The 24,738-nt window shown below is 59.0% G+C and carries 21 protein-coding genes and 1 pseudogene; 21 read left to right on the forward strand and 1 reads right to left on the reverse strand.

All coding sequences use genetic code 11. From position 1 onward, the window contains the following. Nucleotides 1–41 precede the first annotated feature (41 nt). The 21 genes and pseudogenes from pyrH to ispD all read left to right on the forward strand — a co-directional run bounded on the left by pyrH (nt 42) and on the right by ispD (nt 23,760). Nucleotides 42–791 carry a UMP kinase gene (gene pyrH, locus IOD17_RS05630; RefSeq protein ID WP_160015693.1) on the forward strand — a complete coding sequence of 250 codons (750 nt, stop codon included), beginning with the start codon at nt 42–44 and terminating at the stop codon, nt 789–791. After that, nucleotides 781–1,338 carry a ribosome recycling factor gene (gene frr / locus IOD17_RS05635; RefSeq protein WP_233684092.1) on the forward strand — a complete coding sequence of 186 codons (558 nt, stop codon included), beginning with the start codon at nt 781–783 and terminating at the stop codon, nt 1,336–1,338. The genes pyrH and frr overlap by 11 nt, the downstream gene beginning before the upstream one ends. 16 nt (nt 1,339–1,354) lie before the next feature. Next, nucleotides 1,355–2,110, forward strand: a complete 756-nt coding sequence (uppS, locus tag IOD17_RS05640; RefSeq protein WP_233684093.1) for a polyprenyl diphosphate synthase — start codon at nt 1,355–1,357, stop codon at nt 2,108–2,110. Beyond that, nucleotides 2,110–2,925, forward strand: coding sequence for a phosphatidate cytidylyltransferase (locus IOD17_RS05645; RefSeq protein WP_233684094.1), 816 nt, complete (start codon nt 2,110–2,112; stop codon nt 2,923–2,925). Before uppS ends, IOD17_RS05645 begins: the two co-directional genes overlap by 1 nt. Next, nucleotides 2,922–4,106, forward strand: coding sequence for a 1-deoxy-D-xylulose-5-phosphate reductoisomerase (gene ispC / locus IOD17_RS05650; protein WP_233684095.1), 1,185 nt, complete (start codon nt 2,922–2,924; stop codon nt 4,104–4,106). Before IOD17_RS05645 ends, ispC begins: the two co-directional genes overlap by 4 nt. Nucleotides 4,107–4,127: 21 nt before the next feature. Then, nucleotides 4,128–5,480, forward strand: a complete 1,353-nt coding sequence (rseP, locus tag IOD17_RS05655) for a sigma E protease regulator RseP (protein ID WP_233684096.1) — start codon at nt 4,128–4,130, stop codon at nt 5,478–5,480. 89 nt (nt 5,481–5,569) lie between these two features. Further along, nucleotides 5,570–7,918 (forward strand): outer membrane protein assembly factor BamA, encoded by a 2,349-nt coding sequence (bamA, locus tag IOD17_RS05660; protein WP_233684097.1) that lies wholly within the window; start codon nt 5,570–5,572, stop codon nt 7,916–7,918. Between the two features lie 43 nt (nt 7,919–7,961). Then, a pseudogene (locus IOD17_RS05665) lies at nt 7,962–8,466 on the forward strand (OmpH family outer membrane protein). Further along, complete coding sequence (gene lpxD, locus IOD17_RS05670) at nt 8,466–9,527, forward strand: UDP-3-O-(3-hydroxymyristoyl)glucosamine N-acyltransferase (protein WP_233684529.1); 1,062 nt, start codon at nt 8,466–8,468, stop codon at nt 9,525–9,527. The pseudogene IOD17_RS05665 and the gene lpxD overlap by 1 nt, the downstream one beginning before the upstream one ends. Nucleotides 9,528–9,574: 47 nt before the next feature. Next, entirely contained in the window at nt 9,575–10,015 is a 441-nt protein-coding gene (gene fabZ, locus IOD17_RS05675; RefSeq protein ID WP_233684098.1) for a 3-hydroxyacyl-ACP dehydratase FabZ, read from the forward strand. Continuing rightward, nucleotides 10,012–10,788, forward strand: a complete 777-nt coding sequence (lpxA, locus tag IOD17_RS05680) for an acyl-ACP--UDP-N-acetylglucosamine O-acyltransferase (protein WP_233684099.1) — start codon at nt 10,012–10,014, stop codon at nt 10,786–10,788. The genes fabZ and lpxA overlap by 4 nt, the downstream gene beginning before the upstream one ends. 3 nt (nt 10,789–10,791) lie before the next feature. After that, nucleotides 10,792–11,925 (forward strand): lipid-A-disaccharide synthase, encoded by a 1,134-nt coding sequence (gene lpxB / locus IOD17_RS05685; RefSeq protein WP_233684100.1) that lies wholly within the window; start codon nt 10,792–10,794, stop codon nt 11,923–11,925. Continuing rightward, nucleotides 11,925–12,521: a ribonuclease HII gene (gene rnhB, locus IOD17_RS05690; protein ID WP_233684101.1), complete on the forward strand. Its 597-nt coding sequence runs from the start codon at nt 11,925–11,927 to the stop codon at nt 12,519–12,521. The genes lpxB and rnhB overlap by 1 nt, the downstream gene beginning before the upstream one ends. An 89-nt stretch (nt 12,522–12,610) precedes the next feature. Further along, on the forward strand, nt 12,611–16,129 hold the full coding sequence (gene dnaE / locus IOD17_RS05695) for a DNA polymerase III subunit alpha (protein WP_233684102.1): 3,519 nt from the start codon (nt 12,611–12,613) through the stop codon (nt 16,127–16,129). Between the two features lie 166 nt (nt 16,130–16,295). Continuing rightward, a complete protein-coding gene (gene accA, locus IOD17_RS05700; RefSeq protein ID WP_233684103.1) occupies nt 16,296–17,246 on the forward strand; it encodes an acetyl-CoA carboxylase carboxyl transferase subunit alpha in 951 nt (316 codons plus the stop codon). Between the two features lie 60 nt (nt 17,247–17,306). Further along, a complete protein-coding gene (gene tilS, locus IOD17_RS05705; protein ID WP_233684104.1) occupies nt 17,307–18,623 on the forward strand; it encodes a tRNA lysidine(34) synthetase TilS in 1,317 nt (438 codons plus the stop codon). Between the two features lie 167 nt (nt 18,624–18,790). After that, entirely contained in the window at nt 18,791–20,422 is a 1,632-nt protein-coding gene (locus IOD17_RS05710) for a CTP synthase (protein ID WP_233684105.1), read from the forward strand. 3 nt (nt 20,423–20,425) lie between these two features. Beyond that, entirely contained in the window at nt 20,426–21,271 is an 846-nt protein-coding gene (gene kdsA / locus IOD17_RS05715; RefSeq protein WP_233684106.1) for a 3-deoxy-8-phosphooctulonate synthase, read from the forward strand. Nucleotides 21,272–21,416: 145 nt separating this feature from the next. After that, complete coding sequence (eno, locus tag IOD17_RS05720) at nt 21,417–22,706, forward strand: phosphopyruvate hydratase (RefSeq protein WP_233684107.1); 1,290 nt, start codon at nt 21,417–21,419, stop codon at nt 22,704–22,706. Between the two features lie 65 nt (nt 22,707–22,771). Beyond that, a complete protein-coding gene (gene ftsB, locus IOD17_RS05725) occupies nt 22,772–23,053 on the forward strand; it encodes a cell division protein FtsB (protein ID WP_090248365.1) in 282 nt (93 codons plus the stop codon). Further along, complete coding sequence (ispD, locus tag IOD17_RS05730; protein WP_233684108.1) at nt 23,050–23,760, forward strand: 2-C-methyl-D-erythritol 4-phosphate cytidylyltransferase; 711 nt, start codon at nt 23,050–23,052, stop codon at nt 23,758–23,760. Before ftsB ends, ispD begins: the two co-directional genes overlap by 4 nt. 52 nt (nt 23,761–23,812) lie before the next feature. Here the strand turns inward: ispD and IOD17_RS05735 are convergent, their stop codons facing one another. Next, nucleotides 23,813–24,700, reverse strand: a complete 888-nt coding sequence (locus IOD17_RS05735) for a LysR substrate-binding domain-containing protein (RefSeq protein ID WP_233684109.1) — start codon at nt 24,698–24,700, stop codon at nt 23,813–23,815. Nucleotides 24,701–24,738 lie beyond the last annotated feature (38 nt).

The following is a 24,738-nucleotide window of genomic DNA, read 5'->3' on the forward strand; positions in this document are numbered from 1 at the left end:
CAAGCCCGTACAGAATTCAAACGCCGCAGGAGAGACTCGCAATGGCTCAGCAGATGAGTGGTCGTCAACCGCGCTACAAGCGCATTCTGCTCAAACTTAGCGGCGAGGCCCTGATGGGGTCGGAAGATTTCGGCATCGATCCCAAGGTGCTTGACCGCATGGCGCTGGAAGTCGGCCAGCTGGTCGGTATCGGCGTGCAAGTCGGTCTGGTTATCGGTGGTGGCAACCTGTTCCGTGGTGCGGCCTTGAGTGCTGCGGGCATGGACCGGGTAACCGGCGACCACATGGGCATGCTGGCCACAGTAATGAATGCCCTGGCCATGCGCGACGCCCTGGAGCGTTCGAACATTCCGGCCATCGTCATGTCGGCCATTTCCATGGTCGGGGTGACTGATCATTACGACCGCCGCAAGGCCATGCGCCATCTGAAAACCGGTGAGGTGGTGATTTTCGCTGCTGGCACTGGTAATCCGTTCTTTACCACCGACTCGGCCGCCTGCCTGCGCGCTATCGAAATCGATGCCGATGTGGTGCTCAAGGCGACCAAGGTCGATGGCGTGTACACTGCCGACCCATTCAAGGATCCGCATGCCGAGAAGTTCGATCGCCTGACCTATGACGAGGTGCTCGACCGCAAACTGGGTGTGATGGATCTGACGGCGATCTGCCTGTGCCGCGACCATAATATGCCGCTGCGCGTTTTCAACATGAACAAGCCCGGTGCCCTGCTGAACGTTGTAGTAGGTGGCGCTGAAGGCACTCTGATCGAGGAAGATAAGCATGATCAATGAGATCAAGAAAGACGCCCAAGTGCGTATGCAGAAGAGCCTGGAATCGCTGATTCACGCCTTCAGCCGCATCCGTACCGGTCAGGCTCATCCGAGCATCCTGGCGGGTGTGATGGTGCCGTACTACGGTGCTGATACCCCGATCAACCAGGTGGCTAACGTGACCGTCAAGGACTCGCGCACCCTGCAGGTGGTGGCGTTCGAGCGCAATATGCTGTCCGCAGTGGACAAGGCCATCCAGAGCTCAGGCCTGGGTTTTAACCCGACCAACCTGGGCGAGCTGTTGCTGGTGACCATGCCGGCACTGACCGAAGAAACCCGTAAGGGCTTCACCAAGCAGGCCCGCGATGCCGCCGAAGATGGCCGTGTTGCAGTGCGCAATATCCGTCGCGATGCCTTGAGCCAGTTGAAAGACCTGGTCAAAGAGAAGGAAATCAGCGAAGACGAAGAGCGTCGTGCGGCTGACGACATCCAGAAGCTGACCGACAAGTTCGTGGCTGAAATCGAAGTGGCGGTGAAGCAGAAAGAAGCGGATTTGATGGCCGTTTAACGGTCAGATTATCGCCATGGACAAAACCAACGACGGTAATCGGATTGCCGTGCCACGGCATGTGGCAATCATCATGGACGGCAATAACCGCTGGGCGAAGAAGCGTCTGCTGCCTGGCGTTGCCGGTCATAAGGCTGGCGTGGATGCCGTGCGTGCGGTGATCGAGGTGTGTGCTGAAGCCGGGGTCGAGGTGTTGACCCTGTTTGCTTTCTCCAGTGAAAACTGGCAACGCCCGGCCGAGGAGGTCAGCGCACTGATGGAGCTGTTCCTCAGTGCGCTGCGGCGCGAGGCGAAAAAGCTTGATGCCAATGACATCAGCTTGCGCATCATCGGTGATCGTTCACGTTTTCACCCCGAGTTGCAGGCGGCGATGCGCGATGCCGAGGCGCAAACTGCCGGCGATAAGCGCTTTGTCCTGCAGGTGGCGGCCAACTACGGTGGTCAGTGGGATATCGCTCAGGCGGCGCAGCGGCTGGCGCGTGAAGTGCAAGGCGGTCATCTGCGCGCCGAAGATATCACCCCGGAGCTGCTGCAAAGCTGTCTGGTGACCGGCGATCTGCCGTTGCCGGATCTGTGCATCCGTACCGGCGGTGAACATCGCATCAGCAATTTCCTGCTCTGGCAGCTGGCGTACACCGAGCTGTATTTCTCCGACCTGTACTGGCCGGATTTCAAACACGACGCCATGCGCAAAGCCTTGGCCGATTTTGCTAGCCGCCAGCGTCGCTTTGGGAAAACCAGCGAGCAGGTTGCAGCTGAGGCGCGTAACTGATGCTCAAACAACGAATTATCACGGCTCTGGTCCTGCTGCCGTTTGCGCTGTCTGGCTTCTTTCTGCTGGAAGGTGGTTGGTTTGCGCTGTTTATCGGCGCGGTGGTCAGTCTGGGTGCTTGGGAGTGGGCGCGTCTGGCTGGTTTTGCCGCGCAGGTGCAGCGTGTGGCTTATGCCGTGCTGGTTGCAGCGTTGCTGTTGGGCTTGTACCTGCTGCCGCAGCTGGCGCCCTGGTTGTTGTTGGTCGGGGTGGTTTGGTGGGTAATTGCCACGTTACTGGTGCTGGGCTACCCCGGCAGTAGCCGGTATTGGGTGGCAGCGCCGGTTCGGCTGCTGATCGGTCTGTTGATTCTGTTGCCAGCCTGGCAGGGTCTGGTGCTGTTCAAGCAATGGCCTGAAGCCAACTGGCTGATCCTGGCGGTGATGGTGTTGGTCTGGGGCGCTGATATCGGTGCCTATTTTGCCGGTCGCCGTTTCGGCAAGCGCAAGCTGGCGCCGCAGGTCAGTCCCGGTAAGAGTTGGGAAGGCGTGTTCGGCGGTCTGCTGGCGACGCTGCTGATTTGTATGGGTGTGGCCATTTATCGTAACTGGTCGATTTTCGGCGCGTTGCTGGCATTGCTCGGTACCGCGGTGGTGGTACTGATATCGGTGGTTGGTGATCTGACCGAAAGCATGTTCAAGCGCCAGTCGGGCATCAAGGACAGCAGCAACCTGCTGCCAGGGCATGGCGGCGTGTTGGATCGTATCGATAGTCTGACGGCTGCTATCCCTGTATTTGCCGCGTTGCTCTGGCTGGCGGGTTGGGGCGCGTTGTGAGCCAGCTGCAACAGATTACGGTGCTGGGGGCTACGGGCTCGATTGGCCTCAGTACCCTTGATGTGATTGCTCGTCACCCTGAACGCTATCAGGTGTTCGCGCTCTCTGGTTTCAGTCGCCTGGCTGAGCTGGAAGCCCTGTGCATGATTTATCGCCCGCGCTTTGCCGTGGTGCCGCAGGCTCTACAAGCTCGCCAGCTTCAGGAATGTTTGCGTGCGGCCTGCTTGGTCACCCAGGTGCTGCATGGTCCTGAGGGATTATGTGAAGTAGCGGCGCATCCCGACGTGGATGCGGTGATGGCGGCGATTGTCGGTGCTGCCGGCTTACCGCCGACCCTGGCGGCAGTTGAGGCTGGCAAGAAGGTGCTGCTGGCCAACAAAGAAGCCCTGGTGATGTCGGGCGCGCTATTTATGCAGGCAGTGCGTAAAAGCGGCGCTGTGCTGTTGCCGATCGACAGTGAGCACAATGCGATTTTTCAGTGTCTGCCGGGTGACTACGCTCGTGGTCTGCAACAAGTTGGTGTGCGGCGTATTCTGTTGACCGCTTCCGGCGGACCGTTCCGCGAGATGCCGCTGGAGCAGTTGCATGCTGTTACGCCCGAGCAGGCGTGCGCGCACCCCAATTGGTCGATGGGGCGCAAGATCTCGGTGGATTCGGCCAGCATGATGAATAAAGGGCTGGAGCTGATCGAGGCTTGTTGGCTGTTCGATGCTGCACCCGCTCAGGTTGAAGTGGTGGTGCATCCGCAGAGCGTGATCCACTCGCTGGTCGATTATGTCGATGGTTCGGTATTGGCTCAGCTGGGCAATCCGGACATGCGCACGCCGATCAGTCATGCCCTGGCCTGGCCGGAGCGTATTGACTCCGGGGTGGCGCCGCTGGATCTGTTCGCCATCGCCCGCCTGGACTTTCAGGCGCCAGATGAGCAGCGCTTCCCCTGTCTGCGCCTGGCGCGCGAGGCTGCTCAGGCCGGTGGCACTGCGCCGGCCATGCTCAATGCAGCCAATGAAGTGGCTGTCGCGGCTTTCCTGGCTGGGCGCATCCGTTTTCCCGAGATCGCGCGTATCATCGAAGATGTTCTGCACACTGAGCCCGCTCTGGCGGTTGAGAGTCTGGAAACAGTATTGGCGGCTGATGGCCGTGCTCGTTTCCTGGCCGAACAATGGCTGAGTCAGCGCTGATCGCTGACGCGGAGAAGTTTGATGAGTGCCTTGTATATGCTGGTCGGTACCTTGGTGGCGCTTGGGGTGCTGGTAACCATTCATGAGTTCGGTCATTTTTGGGTGGCTCGCCGTTGCGGGGTCAAGGTGCTGCGTTTTTCCGTCGGCTTTGGCAGTCCACTGTTGCGCTGGCATGACCGCCAGGGCACGGAATTTGTTGTGGCGGCCATCCCGCTGGGCGGCTACGTGAAAATGCTTGATGAGCGTGAGGGCGATGTTCCGCCCGAATTGCTTGACCAATCCTTCAATCGCAAATCGGTAAAGCAGCGCATCGCTATCGTGGCGGCGGGGCCGGTGGCGAACTTCCTTCTTGCGCTGCTGTTCTTCTGGGTGCTGGCGATGCTCGGTAGTCAGCAGGTGCGTCCGGTCATTGGCGCGGTTGAGGTTGGCAGCCTGGCGCAAGCGGCGGGTCTGCAGGCTGGGCAGGAAATTGTTGCGATAAACGGTAAGCCGACCACCGGCTGGGCTGCGGTCAACCTGCAATTGGTCACGCGGCTGGGTGAGACGGGGCAGCTGGATGTGGCTGTGCGCGAGCCAGGCTCTTCTGTCGACAGCCTGCGGCGGATCGAGTTGGACAACTGGTTGCGTGGCGCTGATGAGCCCGATCCGATTGCCTCCTTGGGGATTCGGCCATGGCGTCCGGCGCTGGAGCCGGTGCTGGCGCAACTTGATCCAAAGGGGCCGGCATTTGCTGCCGGACTGAAAGAGGGTGACCGCCTTCTGACGCTGAACGGTCAGGCGCTGGCTGATTGGCAGCAACTGGTCGATCAGGTGCGTGGTTTGCCGGGCAAAAAAATCACACTGCAAATTGAGCGGCAAGGGCAGCAGCTGGATGTGCCGCTAACCCTGGCTGCGCGAGGCGAGGGGCAGGCACTCACCGGTTATATGGGGGCAGGCGTAGCGGGTGGTGAATGGCCGCCTTCGATGCTTCGTGAAGTCCGCTTTGGTCCGCTGGAAGCGGTGGTCGAAGGGGCCAAAAATACCTGGGCAATGAGCGTTCTGACCCTTAATTCACTGAAGAAAATGCTGTTTGGTGAGCTCTCGGTAAAAAACTTGAGCGGGCCGATAACCATTGCTAAAGTGGCGGGCGCTTCCGCTGAGTCGGGCTTGAGTGATTTCCTGAAATTCCTCGCCTACCTGAGCATTAGCCTGGGGGTTCTTAATCTGCTGCCCATCCCCGTGCTGGATGGGGGGCATCTGCTTTTTTATCTGGTCGAGTGGGTGCGTGGTCGCCCACTGTCGGAACGGGTACAGGGTTGGGGGATGCAGATCGGCATCAGCTTGGTGATTGGGGTCATGTTGCTGGCCCTGGTAAACGACCTGAGTCGCCTGTAACCGCTGCTGAATTATGCTCTCGGTATGTACAAGAAGTGTCGCGCTAAGCGGCAGATTTTTTATTGTCAGTTGGAATAAGAAAGGACTTCATGAAACGTCTGCTGCTACCTGCGGTGCTTGCCGCACTGATGATCACCGAAGTTCACGCCGAGTCCTTCACCATCTCCGATATTCGGGTTACCGGCTTGCAGCGGGTTTCCGCTGGTAGCGTATTTGGTGCCCTGCCGCTCAATGTGGGCGCACAAGCCGATGACCGCGCGCTGGTCGAGGCGACCCGCGAGCTGTTCAAAACCGGTTTCTTTCAGGATATCCAGCTTGGCCGTGATGGCGATGTGCTGGTTATTACCGTCGTTGAGCGTCCATCGATTTCCAGCATCGAGATCGAAGGCAACAAGGCCATCAGCAGCGAAGACCTGCTCAAAGGCCTGAACCAGTCGGGTCTGGCCGAAGGCGAGATTTTCCAGCGCGCTACCCTGGAAGGTGTGCGCAACGAATTGCAGCGTCAGTACGTTGCCCAAGGCCGTTACTCTGCGGAAATCGAAGCCGAAGTAATCCCTCAACCGCGTAACCGCGTGGCCTTGAAGATCAACATCAACGAAGGCTCGGTTGCTGCGATTCAACACATTAACGTAGTGGGTAATACCGTCTTTTCCGACGAGGACCTGATCGCCCTGTTCGAGCTGAAGACCACCAACTGGCTGTCCTTCTTCAAGAACGACGACAAGTATGCTCGCGAAAAGCTGTCTGGTGACTTGGAACGTCTGCGTTCCTACTACCTGGACCGCGGCTACATCAATATGGATATCAGCTCGACCCAGGTATCCATTACCCCGGACAAGAAACACGTATATGTCACCGTCAACGTCGACGAGGGTGAGAAGTACACCGTACGTGAGGTCAAACTCAGCGGTGAGCTGAAAGTGCCGGAAGAAGAAGTCCGCGCACTGCTGTTGGTTCAGGAAGGCCAGGTGTTCTCGCGTAAGGTGATGACCACCACTTCCGAGCTGGTTACCCGTCGTCTGGGTAACGAGGGTTATACCTTCGCCAACGTCAACGGCGTGCCGGAGGCTCATGACGATGGCACCGTGTCGATTACCTTTGTGGTCGACCCAGGCAAGCGTGCTTACGTTAACCGCATCAACTTCCGTGGTAACACCAAGTCGGAAGACGAAGTGTTACGCCGCGAAATGCGCCAGATGGAAGGTGGTTGGGCCTCGACTTACCTGATCGATCAGTCCAAAACCCGCCTGGAACGTCTCGGTTACTTCAAGGAAGTCAACGTTGAAACCCCGCAGGTGCCAGGTACCGACGATCAGGTGGACGTTAACTACAGCGTCGAAGAGCAGGCCTCTGGTTCGATTACTGCCAGCGTTGGTTTTGCCCAGAACGCCGGTCTGATTCTGGGCGGTTCGATTACCCAGAACAACTTCCTCGGTAGCGGTAATAAGGTCAGCGTTGGTTTGACCCGCAGCGAGTACCAGAGCAACTACAACTTCGGTTTCGTTGATCCCTACTGGACGCCGGACGGTGTCAGCTTGGGCTATAACGCGTTCTTCCGTGAAACCGACTATGAAGAGCTGAATACCGATGTGTCCAGTTATGCGGTAGACAGTTACGGTGCAGGCGTCAGTATTGGTTACCCGATCAGTGATACCTCGCGCCTGACCTACGGCCTGACCATTCAGAATGACAGCATCAATACAGGTATTTATACCGTCGATGAGATCTTTGACTTTATCGAGGCAGAGGGGGATAGCTATCTCAACCTCAAAGCCTCGATTGGCTGGTCGGAATCAACTCTTAACCGTGGTGTTTTGGCTAACCGCGGTCACTCACAAAGTCTGGTGTTTGAGACCACTGTGCCAGGTAGCGATCTGTCGTTCTTCAAGATTGATTACCGCGGCCAGATTTTCAAACCCTTGAATGACACTTATACACTGCGCCTGCACAGCCAGTTGGGCTTTGGTGAAAGCTACGGTTCTACTTCCGATCTGCCGTTCTATGAACACTATTACGCAGGTGGCTTCAACTCCGTACGTGGTTTCAAAGACAGCAGTTTAGGACCCCGTAGTACCCCAAGTAAGGGGACCAACCCAGGTACAGCCGAAGATCCGGATCAAGACCCGCTGCCGTTTGGCGGCAACGTACTGGTTCAAGGTGGTGTAGAACTGTTGTTCCCCATGCCCTTCGTTAAAGATCAGCGCTCGCTGCGTACTGCGCTGTTTTGGGATGTGGGTAATGTCTTCGACACCAACTGCGGCAAGACTCAGAGCGACTGCAACAATATCGATCCGGGACAGCTGGCCAGTTCCGTGGGTGTTGGTCTGACCTGGATCACCGCGTTGGGGCCGTTGAGTTTCAGTCTGGCCATGCCAATCCTCAAGCCGGATGATGCTGATACGCAGATTTTCCAGTTCTCTCTCGGTCAGACGTTCTAAGCGTCAGATTATTGAATACCAACAGTTTTGCAGGAGTTGCACCGTGCGTAAGTTGACTCAACTGGTTTTGCTAAGCGTCACCATGCTGGCCACTCCGGCATTTGCCGAAATGAAAGTGGCGGTATTGAACTATCAGATGGCGCTGCTTGAGTCTGATGCAGCCAAGCGTTATGCCGTCGATGCCGAGAAGAAATTTGGCCCGCAACTGAACAAGCTGAAAACTCTGGAAAGCGATGCCAAGCGTATTCAGGATCGCCTGGTCAAAGATGGTGAGAAGATGCAGACCGCCGAGCGTGAGCGTCTGGAACTTGAATTCAAGCAGAAAGCCCGTGACTTCCAATTCCAGTCCAAAGAGCTGAACGAGTCCAAGGCTCGTGGCTGACCGCGAGATGCTGAAGAAGCTCAAGCCGAACCTGGACAAAGCTGTGGAAGAAGTGATCAAGACCGGTAACTTTGACCTGGTTCTGGAGCGCGGTGCAGTGATTGATGTCAAACCTCAGTTCGACATCACTCGCCAGGTTATCGAGCGCATGAATCAGCTGCGCTGATCATGAGTGCAATGGTTTATACCCTCGGTCAACTGGCCGAGCGCTTGGGAGCCACCCTGCGTGGCTCCGCAGAGCAGACTGTCAGCGGCCTGGCGACCTTGCAGGAAGCCAGTGCTGAGCAGTTGAGTTTTCTGGCCAATCCCCAGTACCGCAAGTACCTCTCCAGCAGCCAAGCAGGTGCAATCCTGCTGACAGCTGCGGATGCTGAAGGCTATGCCGGTAACGCTCTGATTGTCGCTAATCCCTACCTGGCGTATGCCGAACTCTCTCACTTGTTTGATCGCAAGCCGCGTGCTTTGGCAGGTGTGCATCCGACTGCAGTAGTAGCGGGCGACGCGCAGGTTGATGCCAGTGCCAGTATCGGTGCCTATGCGGTGATCGAGAGTGGTGCGCAGATCGCTGCTGGCGTAACCGTTGGTGCGCAGTGCGTGGTCGGTGCGCGCTCGGTCATTGGCGAGGGCGGCTGGCTCGCACCGCGAGTGACCCTGTATCACGATGTGCGCATTGGTAAGCGTGTGGTGATTCAATCCGGCGCAGTGATCGGCGGCGAAGGCTTCGGTTTTGCCAATGAGAAGGGCGTTTGGCAGAAGATCGCCCAGATCGGCGGGGTGACTATCGGTGATGACGTCGAAATCGGCGCCAATACCACAGTCGACCGTGGTGCGTTGTCGGACACGCTGATCGGCAACGGGGTGAAGCTGGATAACCAGATCATGATCGCGCACAACGTGCAGATCGGCGATAACACCGCCATGGCCGGTTGCGCGGGGATTTCCGGCAGCACCAAGATCGGCAAGAACTGCATGATTGCAGGCGGCGTTGGCATGGTGGGGCACATTGAGGTGTGCGACAACGTGTTCGTCACCGGTATGACCATGGTGACTCGTTCGATTACTGAGCCGGGCTCCTATTCGTCAGGTACCGCCATGCAGCCGGCTGCTGAATGGCGCAAGAGTGCGGCACGCATTCGTCAATTGGATGACATGGCGCGTCGCCTGCAACAGTTGGAAAAGCAGCTGGCCACCGTGACCTCGGCCGCCGACACTTCATCTGATGCCTGAGCCGGTTTTGCCGGCTTCTCTTTTTTCTCTTACAGGCTTCTCTTCACATGATGGACATTAACCAGATTCGCGAATACTTGCCGCACCGCTATCCGTTCCTGCTGGTGGATCGGGTGGCAGAGCTGGACCTTGAGGGCAAGAGTATTCGTGCCTACAAGAATGTCAGCATCAATGAGCCATTCTTCAACGGCCACTTCCCGGAACACCCGATCATGCCGGGCGTGCTGATCATCGAGGCCATGGCCCAGGCCGCCGGTATTCTTGGTTTCAAGATGATGGACCTGAAGCCGGCGGACGGCACCCTGTATTACTTTGTCGGCTCCGACAAGCTACGCTTTCGTCAGCCGGTGGTGCCGGGCGATCAGTTGATCCTCGAAGCCAAATACCTGGGTAACAAGCGCAGCATCTGGAAGTTCGAGTGCAAGGCCAGTGTCGACGGCAAAGAAGTCTGCTCGGCAGAAATCATCTGTGCGGAACGCAAGCTATGAGTTTGATTGACCCTCGCGCCATTATTGACCCCAGCGCCAAGCTGGCCGACGACGTTGTCGTTGGCCCTTGGTCGATAATCGGGGCCGATGTGGAAATTGGCGAGGGTACAGTGATCGGCCCCCATGTGATCCTCAAGGGGCCGACCAGGATCGGTAAACACAACCGTATCTATCAGTTCTCTTCCGTGGGCGAAGACACCCCCGATCTCAAGTACCAGGGCGAGGCGACTCGCTTGGTCATTGGCGATCACAACGTGATTCGTGAAGGCGTTACCATTCATCGCGGTACTGTGCAGGATCGCAGTGAAACCACCATTGGTAATCACAATCTGATCATGGCCTACGCCCACGTTGGCCATGACAGCGTGATCGGTAACCACTGCATTCTGGTCAACAACACTGCGCTGGCTGGGCACGTGTGGGTGGATGACTGGGCGATTCTGTCCGGTTACACCCTGGTGCATCAGTTCTGCCGTATTGGCGCGCACAGCTTTTCCGGCATGGGCACGGCGATTGGCAAGGATGTACCGGCCTTTGTCACCGTATTCGGTAATCCGGCCGAAGCACGCAGCATGAACTTCGAAGGCATGCGCCGTCGTGGTTTCAGCGCTGAGGCGATTGCCGCCTTGCGCCGTGCTTACAAGATTGTCTATCGGCAGGGGCTTACGGTTGAGCAGGCGATGGCCGAGTTGGCCGAGTCGTCCGCAGAATTTCCCGAAGTCGCGATCTTCCGTGACTCCATCCAGGCTTCCAGCCGCGGCATTACCCGTTAATTTATGACAGACCTGATGCGTGTCGCGCTGGTCGCTGGCGAGGCGTCCGGCGATATTCTCGGTGCGGGCCTGATGCAGGCCCTCAAAGCCCAATACCCGCAGATCGAATTTATCGGTGTCGGTGGCCCGCTGATGCAGGCCCAGGGGCTGACCTCCTACTTTCCGATGGAGCGCCTGTCGGTCATGGGGCTGGTCGAAGTACTCGGCCGTTTGCCTGAGCTGCTGTCGCGGCGTAAACGGTTGATCAACACCCTGATTACCGAAAAACCGGATGTGTTTATCGGCATCGATGCGCCGGATTTCAACCTGACCCTGGAGCTTAAGCTGCGTCAGGCAGGCATCAAGACCGTGCATTACGTCAGCCCGTCCGTGTGGGCCTGGCGGCAAAAGCGCGTGCTGAAGATTCGCGAGGCCTGCGACCTGATGCTGACCCTGTTCCCCTTCGAGGCACAGTTCTATCAGGATCACCAAGTGCCGGTGCGCTTTGTCGGCCACCCGCTGGCCGATGCCATTCCGCAGCAGGCGGATCGCGCTGCGGCCCGTGATGCGCTGAACTTATCGAATGATCAACCGGTGGTGGCCCTGTTGCCGGGCAGTCGCGGTGGCGAAGTGGCGCGGCTGGGGAGTCTGTTTCTCGATGCGGCGGTGCGGTTGCGTACCTTGCGCCCGGGTATCCAGTTTGTCTTGCCGTGCTCCAGCCCGGAGCGCCGCACCCAGCTTGAACAGTTGCTGGTGGGCCGCGATCTGCCGTTGACCCTGCTCGACGGGCGTTCCCATGAGGCATTGGCAGCATGCGATGCCGTATTGATCGCCTCCGGTACGGCGACCCTGGAAGCCCTGTTGTACAAGCGGCCCATGGTGGTGGCGTACAAGGTTGCGCCGCTCACCTACCGCATCCTCAAACGTCTGGTCACCAGTGCCTATATTTCCCTGCCGAACCTGCTGGCCGAGCGTTTGCTGGTGCCGGAAATGATTCAGGATGCGGCTACGCCAGAAGCGTTGGCCCAATTACTGGCGCCATTGCTGGATGGCGGTGAAGTGCAGACTGAAGGCTTCGATGTGATTCACCGTGCGCTGCGTCGCGATGCTTCGGTGCAAGCCGCCACGGCGGTATTGCAGCTGGCAGGTCGCGGCTGATGCAGTTGGGGTTGGATTTCACCCTGGTGCAGGAACTGGTCGCCGGCGTCGATGAAGTCGGTCGCGGCCCGCTCTGTGGTGCGGTGGTGACGGCTGCGGTGATTCTCGATCCGGCGCGGCCGATTCTGGGTTTGAACGATTCGAAAAAACTCAGCGAAGCCCGTCGCGACAAACTCTTCGATGAAATCCGCGAGAAAGCCCTGGCCTGGTGCATTGCTCGCGCCGAGGTTGAAGAGATTGACCGCCTGAATATTCTCCACGCCACCATGCTGGCCATGCAGCGTGCGGTCGAAGGCTTGAGCGTGACACCCAAGCTGGCGCTGATCGACGGCAACCGTTGCCCGAAACTGCAGGTGCCTAGCGCTGCGGTGATCAAGGGCGACAGTCAGGTGCCAGCGATTGCTGCAGCCTCGATCCTGGCCAAGGTCAGCCGTGATCGCGAGATGCAACTGCTGGATGCGCAATACCCCGGCTACGGCATCGCCGGGCACAAGGGGTATCCTACGGCGGTGCACCTGGACGCCTTGCGCCGCCTGGGGCCGACGCCGATTCATCGGCGCTCATTTGGCCCGGTGCGCGCGCTGCTCGACGACTAGGCTCGATCCGCTGATCCACAGGCTGGTGTTTGCACCTTGGCCCGGTACAATCCGGGCCTTATCGTTTTTGTGTTTTGTATAGGACTGCCATGACCGCCTCCTTCGTCCACCTGCGTTTGCACACCGAGTTTTCCCTGGTCGATGGGCTGGTGCGGGTCAAACCACTGATCAAGTCAGTGGCAGCAGCCGGGATGCCGGCGGTGGCGGTCACTGATATGAGCAATATGTGCTCGCTGGTGAAGTTCTATAAAGCGGCCATGGGCGGTGGCATCAAGCCGATCTGTGGCGCCGATATCTGGCTGGCCAGCGCTGAGGAAGACGGCCCACTAAGCCGCATGACCCTGCTGGCGATGAATGCCAAGGGCTATCGCAACCTTACCGAACTGGTCTCGCGTGGCTGGAGCGAAGGGCAGAGCAATGATCTGGTGATTATCCAGCGTGACTGGGTCAAGGAAGCGGCCGAGGGCCTGATTGCTTTGTCTGGCGCGAAAGAGGGAGAGGTCGGCCATGCCTTGCTTGATGGTGAGCTGGCCACGGCTGAAGCGCGGTTGCAGGAATGGATGGCCGTTTTCCCCGAGCGTTTCTACCTGGAAGTACAACGCACCAACCGGGTCAATGATGAAGAGCACCTGCATGCTGCCGTAGCCTTGGCTGACAGGTTCGGTGCGCCGTTGGTGGCGACCAACGATGTGCGTTTTATCAAGCCGGACGATTTCGAGGCCCACGAAACCCGTGTATGTATTGGTGAAGGCCGCAGCCTGGACGACCCGCGCCGGCCGCGCAGCTATTCCGATCAGCAATACCTGAAAAGCCCGCAAGAAATGGCCGAGTTGTTCAGCGACCTGCCCGAGGCGCTGGAAAACACTGTCGAGATCGCCAAACGCTGCAACATCGAAGTGCAGCTGGGTAAATACTTCCTGCCGGACTTCCCCGTGCCGGCGGGTATGACCATCGACGAGTACTTTCGTCAGGTGTCCTTCGAGGGCCTGGACGAGCGGCTGGAAGTGCTGCTGCCCAAGGACACTCCGGACTATGAGGCGAAGAAGCAGGTCTATATCGACCGGCTGAATTTCGAGCTGGATATCATCATCCAGATGGGCTTCCCCGGTTACTTCCTGATCGTAATGGACTTCATCAAGTGGGCGAAGAACAACGGCGTGCCGGTCGGCCCTGGCCGGGGCTCGGGCGCCGGTTCGCTGGTGGCTTACGTGCAGAAGATCACCGACCTTGATCCGCTGGCCTATGACTTGCTGTTCGAACGTTTCCTCAACCCGGAACGGGTCTCCATGCCCGACTTCGACGTCGACTTCTGTATGGATGGCCGCGACCGGGTAATCGACTACGTGGCCGAGAAATACGGGCGTAACGCGGTGAGCCAGATCATCACCTTCGGCACCATGGCGGCCAAGGCGGTGGTGCGTGACGTGGCACGGGCCCAGGGCAAGTCCTACGGCCTGGCCGACCGCCTGTCGAAGATGATCCCCTTCGAAGTCGGCATGACCCTGGAAAAAGCCTACGAGATGGAGGAGCCGCTGCGCGACTTCCTCAAGGTTGACGAAGACGCCCGGGAAATCTGGGACATGTCGCTCAAGCTCGAAGGCATCTGTCGCGGTACCGGTAAACACGCCGGTGGTGTGGTGATCGCGCCCACCAAACTCACCGACTTCTCACCGATTGCCTGTGACGACGAAGGCGGCGGTCTGGTTACCCAGTTCGACAAGGATGATGTGGAGCAGGCCGGTCTGGTGAAGTTCGACTTCCTCGGCCTGCGTACCCTGACCATCATCAAATGGGCGATGGAGACCATCAATCGCGAGCAGGCCAAGCAGGGTCTGCCGGATTTGAACATCGATTTCATTCCGTTGGACGACAAGCCAACGTTCGCCATGTTGCAGAAGGCTGAAACCACCGCGGTGTTCCAGCTTGAATCGCGCGGCATGAAGGAGCTGATCAAAAAGCTCAAGCCCGACTGCCTGGAAGACATGATCGCTCTGGTGGCGCTGTTCCGTCCTGGCCCGCTGCAATCGGGCATGGTGGACGACTTCATCAACCGTAAACACGGTCGCGAGCCGATTTCCTATCCGCATCAGGACTACCAGTACGCCGGCCTTGAGCCGGTACTGAAACCGACCTACGGCATCATCCTGTACCAGGAGCAGGTGATGCAGATTGCTCAGGTGATGGCCGGCTACACCCTCGGCGGTGCGGACATGCTGCGCCGCGCCATGGGTAAGAAAAAACCTGAGGAAATGGCCAAGCAGCGCGGCGGCTTTATTGAAGGTTGTGCCAATAACGGCATCGATGCCGACCTGGCCGGTAACATCTTCGACCTGGTGGAAAAGTTCGCCGGTTACGGCTTCAACAAATCTCACTCCGCCGCCTATGGCCTGGTGTCCTATCAGACTGCATGGCTCAAGGCGCACCATCCGGCGCCATTTATGGCCGCGGTGCTGTCGGCGGATATGCACAACACCGACAAGGTGGTCACCCTGATCGAGGAGTGCCGCAGCATGAAGCTGCGCCTCGACGCGCCGGATGTGAACATCTCCGAGTTCAAGTTCACGGTGAACAACGAGGGCTGGATCGTTTACGGCCTGGGTGCGATCAAGGGTGTCGGTGAAGGGCCGGTGGAGGCGATTGTCGAGGCGCGCGAGGCTGGTCCGTTCACGGATCTGTTCGACTTCTGTGCGCGGGTTGACCTCAAGCGCATCAACAAGCGCACCCTGGAAGCGCTGATTCGCAGCGGTGCACTGGATCGCCTCGGCCCGCATTTCCATGAAGAACTGAAAGCCTACAATGCCAATATCGACCGTAACCGCGCGGTGCTGTTGGCGGCGATGGAAGAGGCCGTACAGGCCGCCGAGCAGACCGCGCGTAGCGCTGAAAGCGGGCACATGGACCTGTTTGGCGGCGTCTTTGCCGATGCCGAGGCGGATGTTTACCTCAATCATCTGCGTGCCCGCGAGTTGACGCTAAAGGAGCGTCTCAAGGGCGAGAAAGACACTCTTGGGCTGTACCTGACCGGTCACCCGATTGATGAGTACGAAGGTGAGGTGCGGCGCTTTGCTCGCCAGCGCATTGTCGACCTGAAGGCCGCGCGCGGTGACCAGACGATTGCCGGGCTGGTGGTCAACCTGCGCGTGATGAAGAACAAGAAAGGCGACAAAATGGGCTTTATCACTCTCGACGATCGCTCCGGGCGCATCGAGGCTTCGCTGTTTGCCGAAGCCTTCAACAGTGCTCAGGCCTTGCTGCAGACCGATGCTCTGGTGGTGGTCGAGGGTGAGGTGAGCAACGACGACTTCTCCGGTGGCCTGCGCCTGCGTGCCAAGCGGGTGATGAGCCTGGAAGAGGCGCGCACCGGCCTGGCCGACAGTTTGCGCCTTAAAGTCGCCAGCAGTGCGCTGCAGGGCGACCGCCTGCGCTGGTTGGCCGAGCTGTGCAGTCGTCATCGCGGCGCGTGCCCGATCACCGTCGACTACAGCGGCAGCGAGGCCAAGGCGCAGCTGCAATTTGGCGATAACTGGCGCATCGAGCCGGCTGACAGTCTGATTCAAGCATTGCGTGACCAGTTCGGTCGCGACAACGTCTTTTTGCACTACCGCTGATTTGCGGGGCTGCGGCCTCGCCGGTTGGTCGTGATACGCCGCAATGTGCACGGAAAACTTTCCTGCCATTTCGGGTGTCGACCTGAATGCGCCCGCTGCTATATGGTAGGGCGCGATAACGGATACAGCTCCCGGCCACTTGGCCGTCGACGCAAGACGGATGACTATGAACCCGAATTTTCTCGATTTCGAACAGCCGATCGCCGACCTGCAAGCCAAGATCGAAGAGCTTCGCCTGGTCGGTAACGACAACTCGTTGAACATCACTGATGAAATCGCCCGCCTGCAAGACAAGAGCAGCGCGCTGACCGAAAGCATTTTCGGCAACCTCAGCAGCTGGCAGATCGCTCAGCTGGCGCGTCACCCGCGCCGCCCCTACACCCTGGATTACCTGCAGCACATCTTTACCGAATTCGACGAGCTGCACGGTGACCGCCACTTCTCCGACGACGCTGCCCTGGTCGGTGGCGTGGCGCGTCTGGATGGCCAGCCGGTCATGGTGATTGGTCATCAGAAAGGCCGCGAGATTCGCGAAAAGGTCCGTCGCAACTTCGGCATGCCGCGCCCTGAAGGCTACCGCAAGGCCTGCCGTCTGATGGAGATGGCCGAGCGCTTCAAGATGCCGATTCTCACCTTTATCGATACGCCAGGTGCGTATCCGGGGATTGACGCGGAAGAGCGTGGGCAGAGTGAGGCGATTGCCTGGAACCTGCGTGTCATGGCACGTCTGAAAACCCCGATTATCGCCACCGTGATCGGTGAGGGCGGCTCCGGCGGCGCACTGGCCATCGGTGTGTGCGACCAGCTGAATATGCTGCAGTACTCCACCTACTCGGTGATTTCGCCGGAAGGCTGTGCCTCGATTCTGTGGAAGACTGCCGAGAAGGCACCTGATGCAGCCGAAGCCATGGGGATCACCGCCGAGCGTCTGAAAGGACTGGGCATTGTCGATCAGGTCATCGGTGAGCCGCTGGGCGGCGCACATAGTGACCCGGCAGCTGCGGCCGAATCGATTCGTCAGGCGCTGCTGGCTCAGCTGAAAACCCTCAAGAGGCTCGATACCGATGCGCTGCTCAAGCGTCGTTATGAGCGTCTGATGAGCTACGGCATTGCCTGATTGCTCAGACGTAGCGCATACAACGGGCCTTCGGGCCCGTTGTTGTTTTAAGCTTGGCCAATGAACGCTCTGCATACCCGTCTATACGATGCTTTACAGCCCTGGAGGAATGCTCCGGGCTGGTGTGTGGCGCTGTCCGGCGGGCTGGATTCCACGGTGCTGTTGCACCTGCTGGCCAGCCTCGCGCAGCGAGAGACGTTGCCGCCTCTTTCCGCTATTCATATTCATCACGGCATGCAGGCTGTGGCTGATGCCTGGCCGGCGCATTGTCGTGAGCTTTGCGCCGCCTTGTCTGTGCCGTTGCAGGTTGAATATGTGCAGGTGGCGCCTGGCGCCAGTCTTGAGCGTGCTGCGCGCGATGCCCGCTATGCGGCCTTTGTGGCCCGTCTCGGCACAGGCGAATTGCTGCTGACCGCGCAGCATCGCGATGACCAGGCGGAAACCCTGCTGTTTCGTCTGCTGCGCGGCGCGGGTGCGCAGGGCTTGGCGGGTATGCCGGTCAGTCGCGCGCTGGGGGCAGGGTATTTGCTGCGGCCCTTGCTGGGCTACTCGCGCGCCGAGTTGCTGGCCTATGCGCAAGCTCACGGGCTGGTCTGGATCGATGATCCGTCGAATGCCGATGAGCGTTTTTCACGTAACTACTTACGGCGTCAGGTATTGCCTGCGCTGCTCAGTCGCTGGCCGCATGCCTCAGCTAATATGGCTCGTAGCGCTGCTCACTTGAGTGAGGCAGCGCAGTTGCTCGATGAATTGGCGCAGCAGGATATAGCTGCCACGCAGAGGTCAGCGGAGTTTTCATGGCTGTCGTTACCCAACCTGGCATTGCCTACGCTGCGCGACCTGAGTGAGCCGCGCCAGCGCAATGCTCTACGTTACTGGTTGAGGCCGCTGACGGCGATGCCCGATAGCGAGCACTGGGCCGGTTGGCAGGCGTTGCGTGATGCAGCGTCGGATGCTGCACCAATCTGGAGGCTGGCGGCGGGGGAGTTGCGCCGCAGTGATGACCGTCTGTGGTGGTTGGCGGGTGATTGGCTGCGCGAGCCAGCAGCGCTCAGCGCTGTGGTTCAAGGTAGTCAGCAGATGGCATTGCCCGCTAATGGTCATGTGCGGATTAACGGTCAGCTGCCTGCGGGCAATTGGCGGTTGGGCTATCGCCAGGCCAGTGACCAGATATTGTTACCTGGGCGCGGACGCCGCGATCTCAAACGTCTATTTAATGAGCTGCGTGTACCGACCTTTGTTCGCGACCGTCTGCCACTGCTGCGCCTGGATAACCAGGTGGTAGCAATCGCCAACCTGCCAGGTTTGCAGGGCGCCGCCGATGGCAGCTGGCAATTGCATTGGCAACCGCCGACCAATGATCAAGGTTTGAGCTGATAAGCCCTTTCCGGTAGACTACGCTCCCGTCTTACTAGAGCTTTTGTTGACTCCCTTGGGAATCGACAGGGCTAGCTCATTGCAGAGCATTGCAGAGAGCCGCTTCGGTATTCCTTCGCTTTCCCTGGCGGCATTGACCGCTTAAACGCAGACTTCTAGGGTTTTTCATGACGCGCTACATATTCGTCACGGGTGGTGTTGTTTCTTCATTGGGGAAAGGCATCGCCTCGGCTTCATTGGCGGCTATCCTGGAGGCGCGGGGCCTGAAGGTCACCATGCTCAAGCTGGATCCCTATATCAACGTCGATCCGGGCACCATGAGCCCGTTTCAGCACGGTGAGGTGTTCGTCACCCACGACGGCGCTGAGACCGACCTCGACCTGGGCCACTATGAGCGGTTTATCCGCACCACCATGACCCAGAACAACAACTTCACCACTGGCCGCGTCTACGAAGACGTGCTGCGACGCGAGCGCCGTGGTGATTACCTGGGTGCGACCATTCAGGTCATCCCGCACATCACCGATGAAATCAAGCGCCGCATTATCAAGGGTGCTGGCGATGCCGACGTGGCCATGGTCGAAATTGGCGGTACGGTGGGTGACATCGAGTCGCAGCCGTTTCTTGAAGCCATTCGCCAGTTGCGTGTAGAAGTGGGCGCCAAGTGTGCCATGCTGATGCACCTGACCCTGGTGCCGTACATCGCCACAGCTGGCGAAACCAAGACCAAACCGACTCAACACTCGGTAAAAGAGCTGCGCTCCATCGGCTTGCAGCCTGACGTGCTGATCTGCCGCTCTGACCATCCGGTGGATGTGTCCTCGCGCCGCAAGATCGCCCTGTTCACCAACGTCGAAGAGCGTGCGGTGATCAGCCTGGAAGACGTCGACACCATCTACAAGATTCCGGGTGTGCTGCATGCTCAAGGGCTGGATGACTTTGTTGTCGAGCGTTTCGGTCTGGAATGTGGCGGTGCCGATCTGTCCGAGTGGGACCGCGTGGTAGATGCCAAGCTCAACCCGGAAAAAGAAGTCAACATCGCCATGGTCGGCAAGTACATGGAGTTGCTGGACGCTTACAAGTCGCTGATCGAAGCGATGAGCCATGCCGGCATCCAGAACCGCACCAAGGTCAACCTGCGTTATATCGACTCCGAAGACATCGAGAACAAAGGCACCAGCCTGCTCGAAGGTGTCGATGCCATTCTGGTTCCGGGCGGGTTCGGCCTGCGCGGTGTGGAAGGCAAAATCAAGACCGTGCAGTACGCCCGTGAGAACAAGATTCCCTACCTGGGTATCTGCCTTGGCATGCAGGTCGCGGTTATCGAGTTCGCCCGCAATGTGCTGGGTTGGACGGATGCCAACTCCACTGAGTTTGATACCTCCAGCCAACATCCAGTCGTTGGTTTGATCACTGAATGGCAGGACGCGACAGGTGAAGTTGAAACGCGCAGCGATTCTTCTGACCTGGGTGGCACCATGCGTCTTGGCGCACAGGATTGCCAGCTGCAGGCCGGTTCGCAAGTACATGCCTGCTACGGCAAGGATGTGATCGTCGAGCGCCATCGTCATCGCTATGAAGTGAACAACAACCTGCTGCCGCAATTGATCGATGCCGGCCTCAAGGTCACCGGTCGCTCGGGCGACGGCGCGCTGGTTGAAGTGGTTGAAGCGCCCGATCATCCGTGGTTCGTCGCTTGCCAGTTCCACCCGGAGTTCACCTCGACGCCGCGTGATGGCCACCCGCTGTTCAGTGGTTTCGTCAATGCCGCCCTGGCCCAGCAAGCGAAGAAGGCCTGAGGCATGACCCAGAAGATCATCAAGGTCGGCAACATCGAGATCGCCAACGACAAGCCTTTTGTGCTGTTTGGCGGGATCAACGTCATTGAGTCGCGCGACTTGGCCATGCGTGCGTGCGAAGAGTATGTGCGGGTTACCGAAAAGCTCGGTATCCCCTACGTGTTCAAGGCCAGTTTCGACAAGGCCAATCGTTCGTCCATCACCTCCTTCCGTGGCCCTGGCCTGGACGAGGGCATGAAGGTTTTCGAGGAAGTGAAGAAGACCTTCGGCGTGCCGGTGATTACCGATGTGCATGAGCCTGAGCAAGCCGCACCAGTGGCGGCGGTCTGCGACATTATCCAGTTGCCGGCGTTTCTCTCGCGGCAGACCGATCTGGTCGTGGCCATGGCCAAGACGGGTGCGGTGATCAATATCAAGAAGGCCCAGTTCCTCGCACCCCAGGAGATGAAGCACATCCTGACCAAGTGCGAAGAGGCCGGTAATGATCAACTGATTCTCTGCGAGCGCGGTTCCAGCTTCGGCTACAACAACCTGGTAGTGGACATGCTCGGCTTCGGCATCATGAAGCAGATGAACTACCCGGTGTTTTTCGACGTGACCCACGCCCTGCAAATGCCAGGTGGTCGCGCCGACTCCGCAGGTGGTCGCCGTGCTCAGGTTACCGACCTGGCCAAGGCGGGTATGAGCCAGGGCCTGGCTGGTCTGTTCCTCGAAGCCCATCCGGACCCGGACAGCGCCAAGTGCGACGGCCCTTGCGCCTTGCGCCTGGACAAGCTGGAGCCGTTCCTCACCCAGCTCAAGCAGCTGGATGATTTGATCAAGAGTTTTGCGCCGATTGAGACTGCCTGAAACGGCAAATCTTCGGTAAAGTGCTGCTTGTATACAATCTGACTAAATAGTCAGTACATGTTGTGCGCTGGAGTCACTGCCAGTGCGTAATGAGTGTGCAACTCGGTACTACCCTTTTCGTCAATTTTTTGGAGTGCTACACGCAATGGCAAAGATCGTCGACATCAAAGGCCGTGAGGTTCTCGATTCCCGTGGTAACCCGACTGTGGAAGCCGATGTAATTCTCGACGGCGGCATCATCGGCAGCGCCTGTGCGCCGTCCGGTGCCTCCACCGGTTCGCGCGAAGCGCTGGAACTGCGTGATGGCGACAAGAGCCGTTACCTGGGCAAGGGTGTGCTGAAGGCCGTGGCCAACATCAATGGCCCGATTCGCGACCTGCTGCTGGGTAAAGATGCTGCCGATCAGCAAGCTCTTGACCAGGCGATGATTGCCCTTGATGGCACTGAAAACAAAGCCACCCTGGGCGCCAACGCCATCCTCGCTGTATCCCTGGCTGCGGCCAAGGCTGCTGCGCAGGCCAAGGGCGTGCCGCTGTACGCACACATTGCCGACCTGAACGGCACACCTGGCGTTTACTCGATGCCAGTACCGATGATGAACATCATCAACGGCGGCGAGCACGCTGATAACAACGTCGATATTCAGGAGTTCATGGTTCAGCCGGTTGGCGCCAAGACCTTCGCCGACGCATTGCGCATGGGCACCGAGATTTTCCACCACCTCAAGGCTGTGCTGAAGGCCCGTGGTCTAAGCACCTCCGTGGGTGACGAGGGTGGCTTCGCGCCGAACCTGGCTTCCAACGAAGATGCGCTGGCCGCTATCGCCGAAGCCGTGGCCAATGCCGGCTACAAACTGGGTGATGACGTGACCCTGGCACTGGACTGCGCTTCCAGCGAGTTCTTCAAGGACGGTCAGTATGACCTGGCTGGCGAAGGAAAGGTGTTCAGCGCCGAAGGTTTTGCCGACTACCTGGCGGGCCTGACCCAGCGTTACCCGATCATCTCCATCGAAGATGGCATGGATGAGTCCGATTGGGCTGGCTGGAAAGTGCTGACCGACAAGATCGGCGAAAAGGTGCAATTGGTAGGTGATGACCTGTTCGTCACCAACACCAAGATCCTCAAGCGCGGCATTGATGAGTCGATCGGCAACTCGATCCTGATCAAGTTCAACCAGATCGGCACCCTGACCGAAACCCTGCAAGCCATCCAGATGGCCAAGGCTGCCGGTTACACCGCCGTGATTTCGCACCGTTCGGGTGAAACCGAAGACAGCACCATTGCTGATCTGGCGGTCGGTACTGCTGCTGGCCAGATCAAGACTGGCTCGCTGTGCCGCTCGGACCGCGTGTCCAAGTACAACCAACTGCTGCGTATTGAAGAGCAGCTGGCGGGTAAGGCACCGTACAACGGCCGCGCCGAGTTCCGTGGTTGAACCCAGGCATGGTAAAAGAGGGGCGGCGCGAGTCGCCCCTTTTTCGTTCGGAAGCTTTCTACGCTATGCGCAATAACTTTTACTGGGTATTTATCGTGCTGATTGCCGTGTTGGCAGGCCTGCAGTATCGCCTGTGGGTCGGCGATGGCAGCCTGGCGCAGGTGGCCCAGTTGCAGCAGCAGATCGCCGATCAACAGGGCGAAAACCAGCAGCTGCAAGAGCGCAATCGGATTCTTGAAGCCGAAGTGCTGGAGCTGAAAAGCGGGATGGAAACCGTCGAAGAGCGTGCGCGCCATGAGCTGGGCATGCTTAAAGAGGGCGAAACCCTCTATCAGTTGGCTGAATGAATACGTCCGTATTACCCCCTTTCTGGGCGTTGATCCCTGCTGCCGGTATTGGCAGCCGGATGCGCGCCGACCGGCCCAAGCAGTACCTGCAACTGGCCGGCAAAAGCATTATCGAACATACCCTGGCGTGCTTTCTTGAGCATCCGCAGCTGCGGGCCGTGGTGGTCAGTCTGGCGACGGATGATCCCTACTGGCTGACCCTGAGTTGTGCCCATGATCCGCGCATCCATCGTGCCGATGGTGGTGCCGAGCGCGCTGATTCGGTGCTTAGCGGCCTGCTGCGCCTCACTGAACTGGGTGCTCAAGAGCAGGATTGGGTGCTGGTGCACGATGCGGCGCGGCCCAACCTGGCGCGCAGCGATCTTGACTTGCTGCTCAGCGAACTGGCCGATGACCCGGTCGGCGGCCTGTTGGCCGTGCCGGCGCGCGATACGCTCAAGCGTGCTGGTGCTGATGGCCGGGTGCAGGCTACGGTGGATCGCTCAACCATCTGGCAGGCTTTTACCCCGCAGATGTTCCGCCTTGGCGAGTTGCAGCGTGCCTTGGCTGATGCCTTGATTGCCGGTGTGGCGATTACCGATGAGGCCTCCGCTATCGAGTGGTCCGGACAGGCACCGCGCCTGATCGAGGGGCGTGCGGATAACCTGAAAGTCACTCGCCCGGAAGACTTGCGCAGTCTGGCCAGTCTTTGGCACCTCAAGAGCTAAGAGCCTGTTTTTAACGCAGCAGGGCCGACGCGTAGCAGATCGTAAACAGGTTCTAGCGATACTCGCTGCGCTGAGCCAACCCCTGCTTAAGAAACTCCACCAGCTGGCGTACCTTGGGCGACAGGTGACGTTGCTGTGGATACAGCGCCCACACCGCAGTATCCGGCGGTTGTTGGTTATCCAGTAATGAGACCAGTGCGCCGCTGCGCAAATGTTCCAGCACGTAATAGTCCGGCAGTTGGCACAGGCCAATGCCGCGCAGCGCCGCTTCCAGCACCGCCTGGCCGCTGTTGCAGCGCCAGTTGCCTTGCACCCGCAGGCTTGAATCGCGGCCGCTGGCCTGAAAACTCCAGAGATCCGAACTGCCGATCAGGCAGTTGTGCCGCGCCAGTTCCGACAGCGAATGCGGCCTGCCATAGCGTTGCAGGTACGCCGGTGCAGCGCACAAGTACATCTGCCGTGGCGCCAGACGTGTGGCTACCAGGCGCGAGTCCTGCAAGCGACCGAGGCGGATGGCCAGGTCGAGGCCTTCATGCAGCAGATCCAGGGTGCGATTACTCAGCTCGATGTCCACCCGCAACTGAGGGTGCAGCACCATAAAGTCGGTGACCAGCGGCACGATAAAGCGCTCGCCATAGGCCACGGCGCAGGTCATGCGCAGCAGCCCCTTGGGCTCACTACCCAGATCGCCGACGGCGCGTAGGGCTTCCTCGCGGGCATCCTGCAGGCGCTGACAGTGCTGCAGAAAGGTTTGCCCTGCCTCGGTCAGCGCCACGCGGCGGGTGCTGCGGTAGAACAGGCGGGTTTGCAGGCGCTCCTCCAGTCGCGCTATCTGCCGGCTGACCTGGGAGGATGACAGGCTCAGGCGTTCGGCGGCAGCGGTGAACTGGCCGCATTCAGCGACCGCGACAAATTCATCAAGGCCTTCCCAGCGATTCATGGCAGATGTCCTGTTGCGAATTGATTGTCCCTGTATAG

The organism is Pseudomonas anguilliseptica (genome assembly GCF_021375795.1).
GTDB lineage: Bacteria > Pseudomonadota > Gammaproteobacteria > Pseudomonadales > Pseudomonadaceae > Aquipseudomonas > Aquipseudomonas anguilliseptica_A.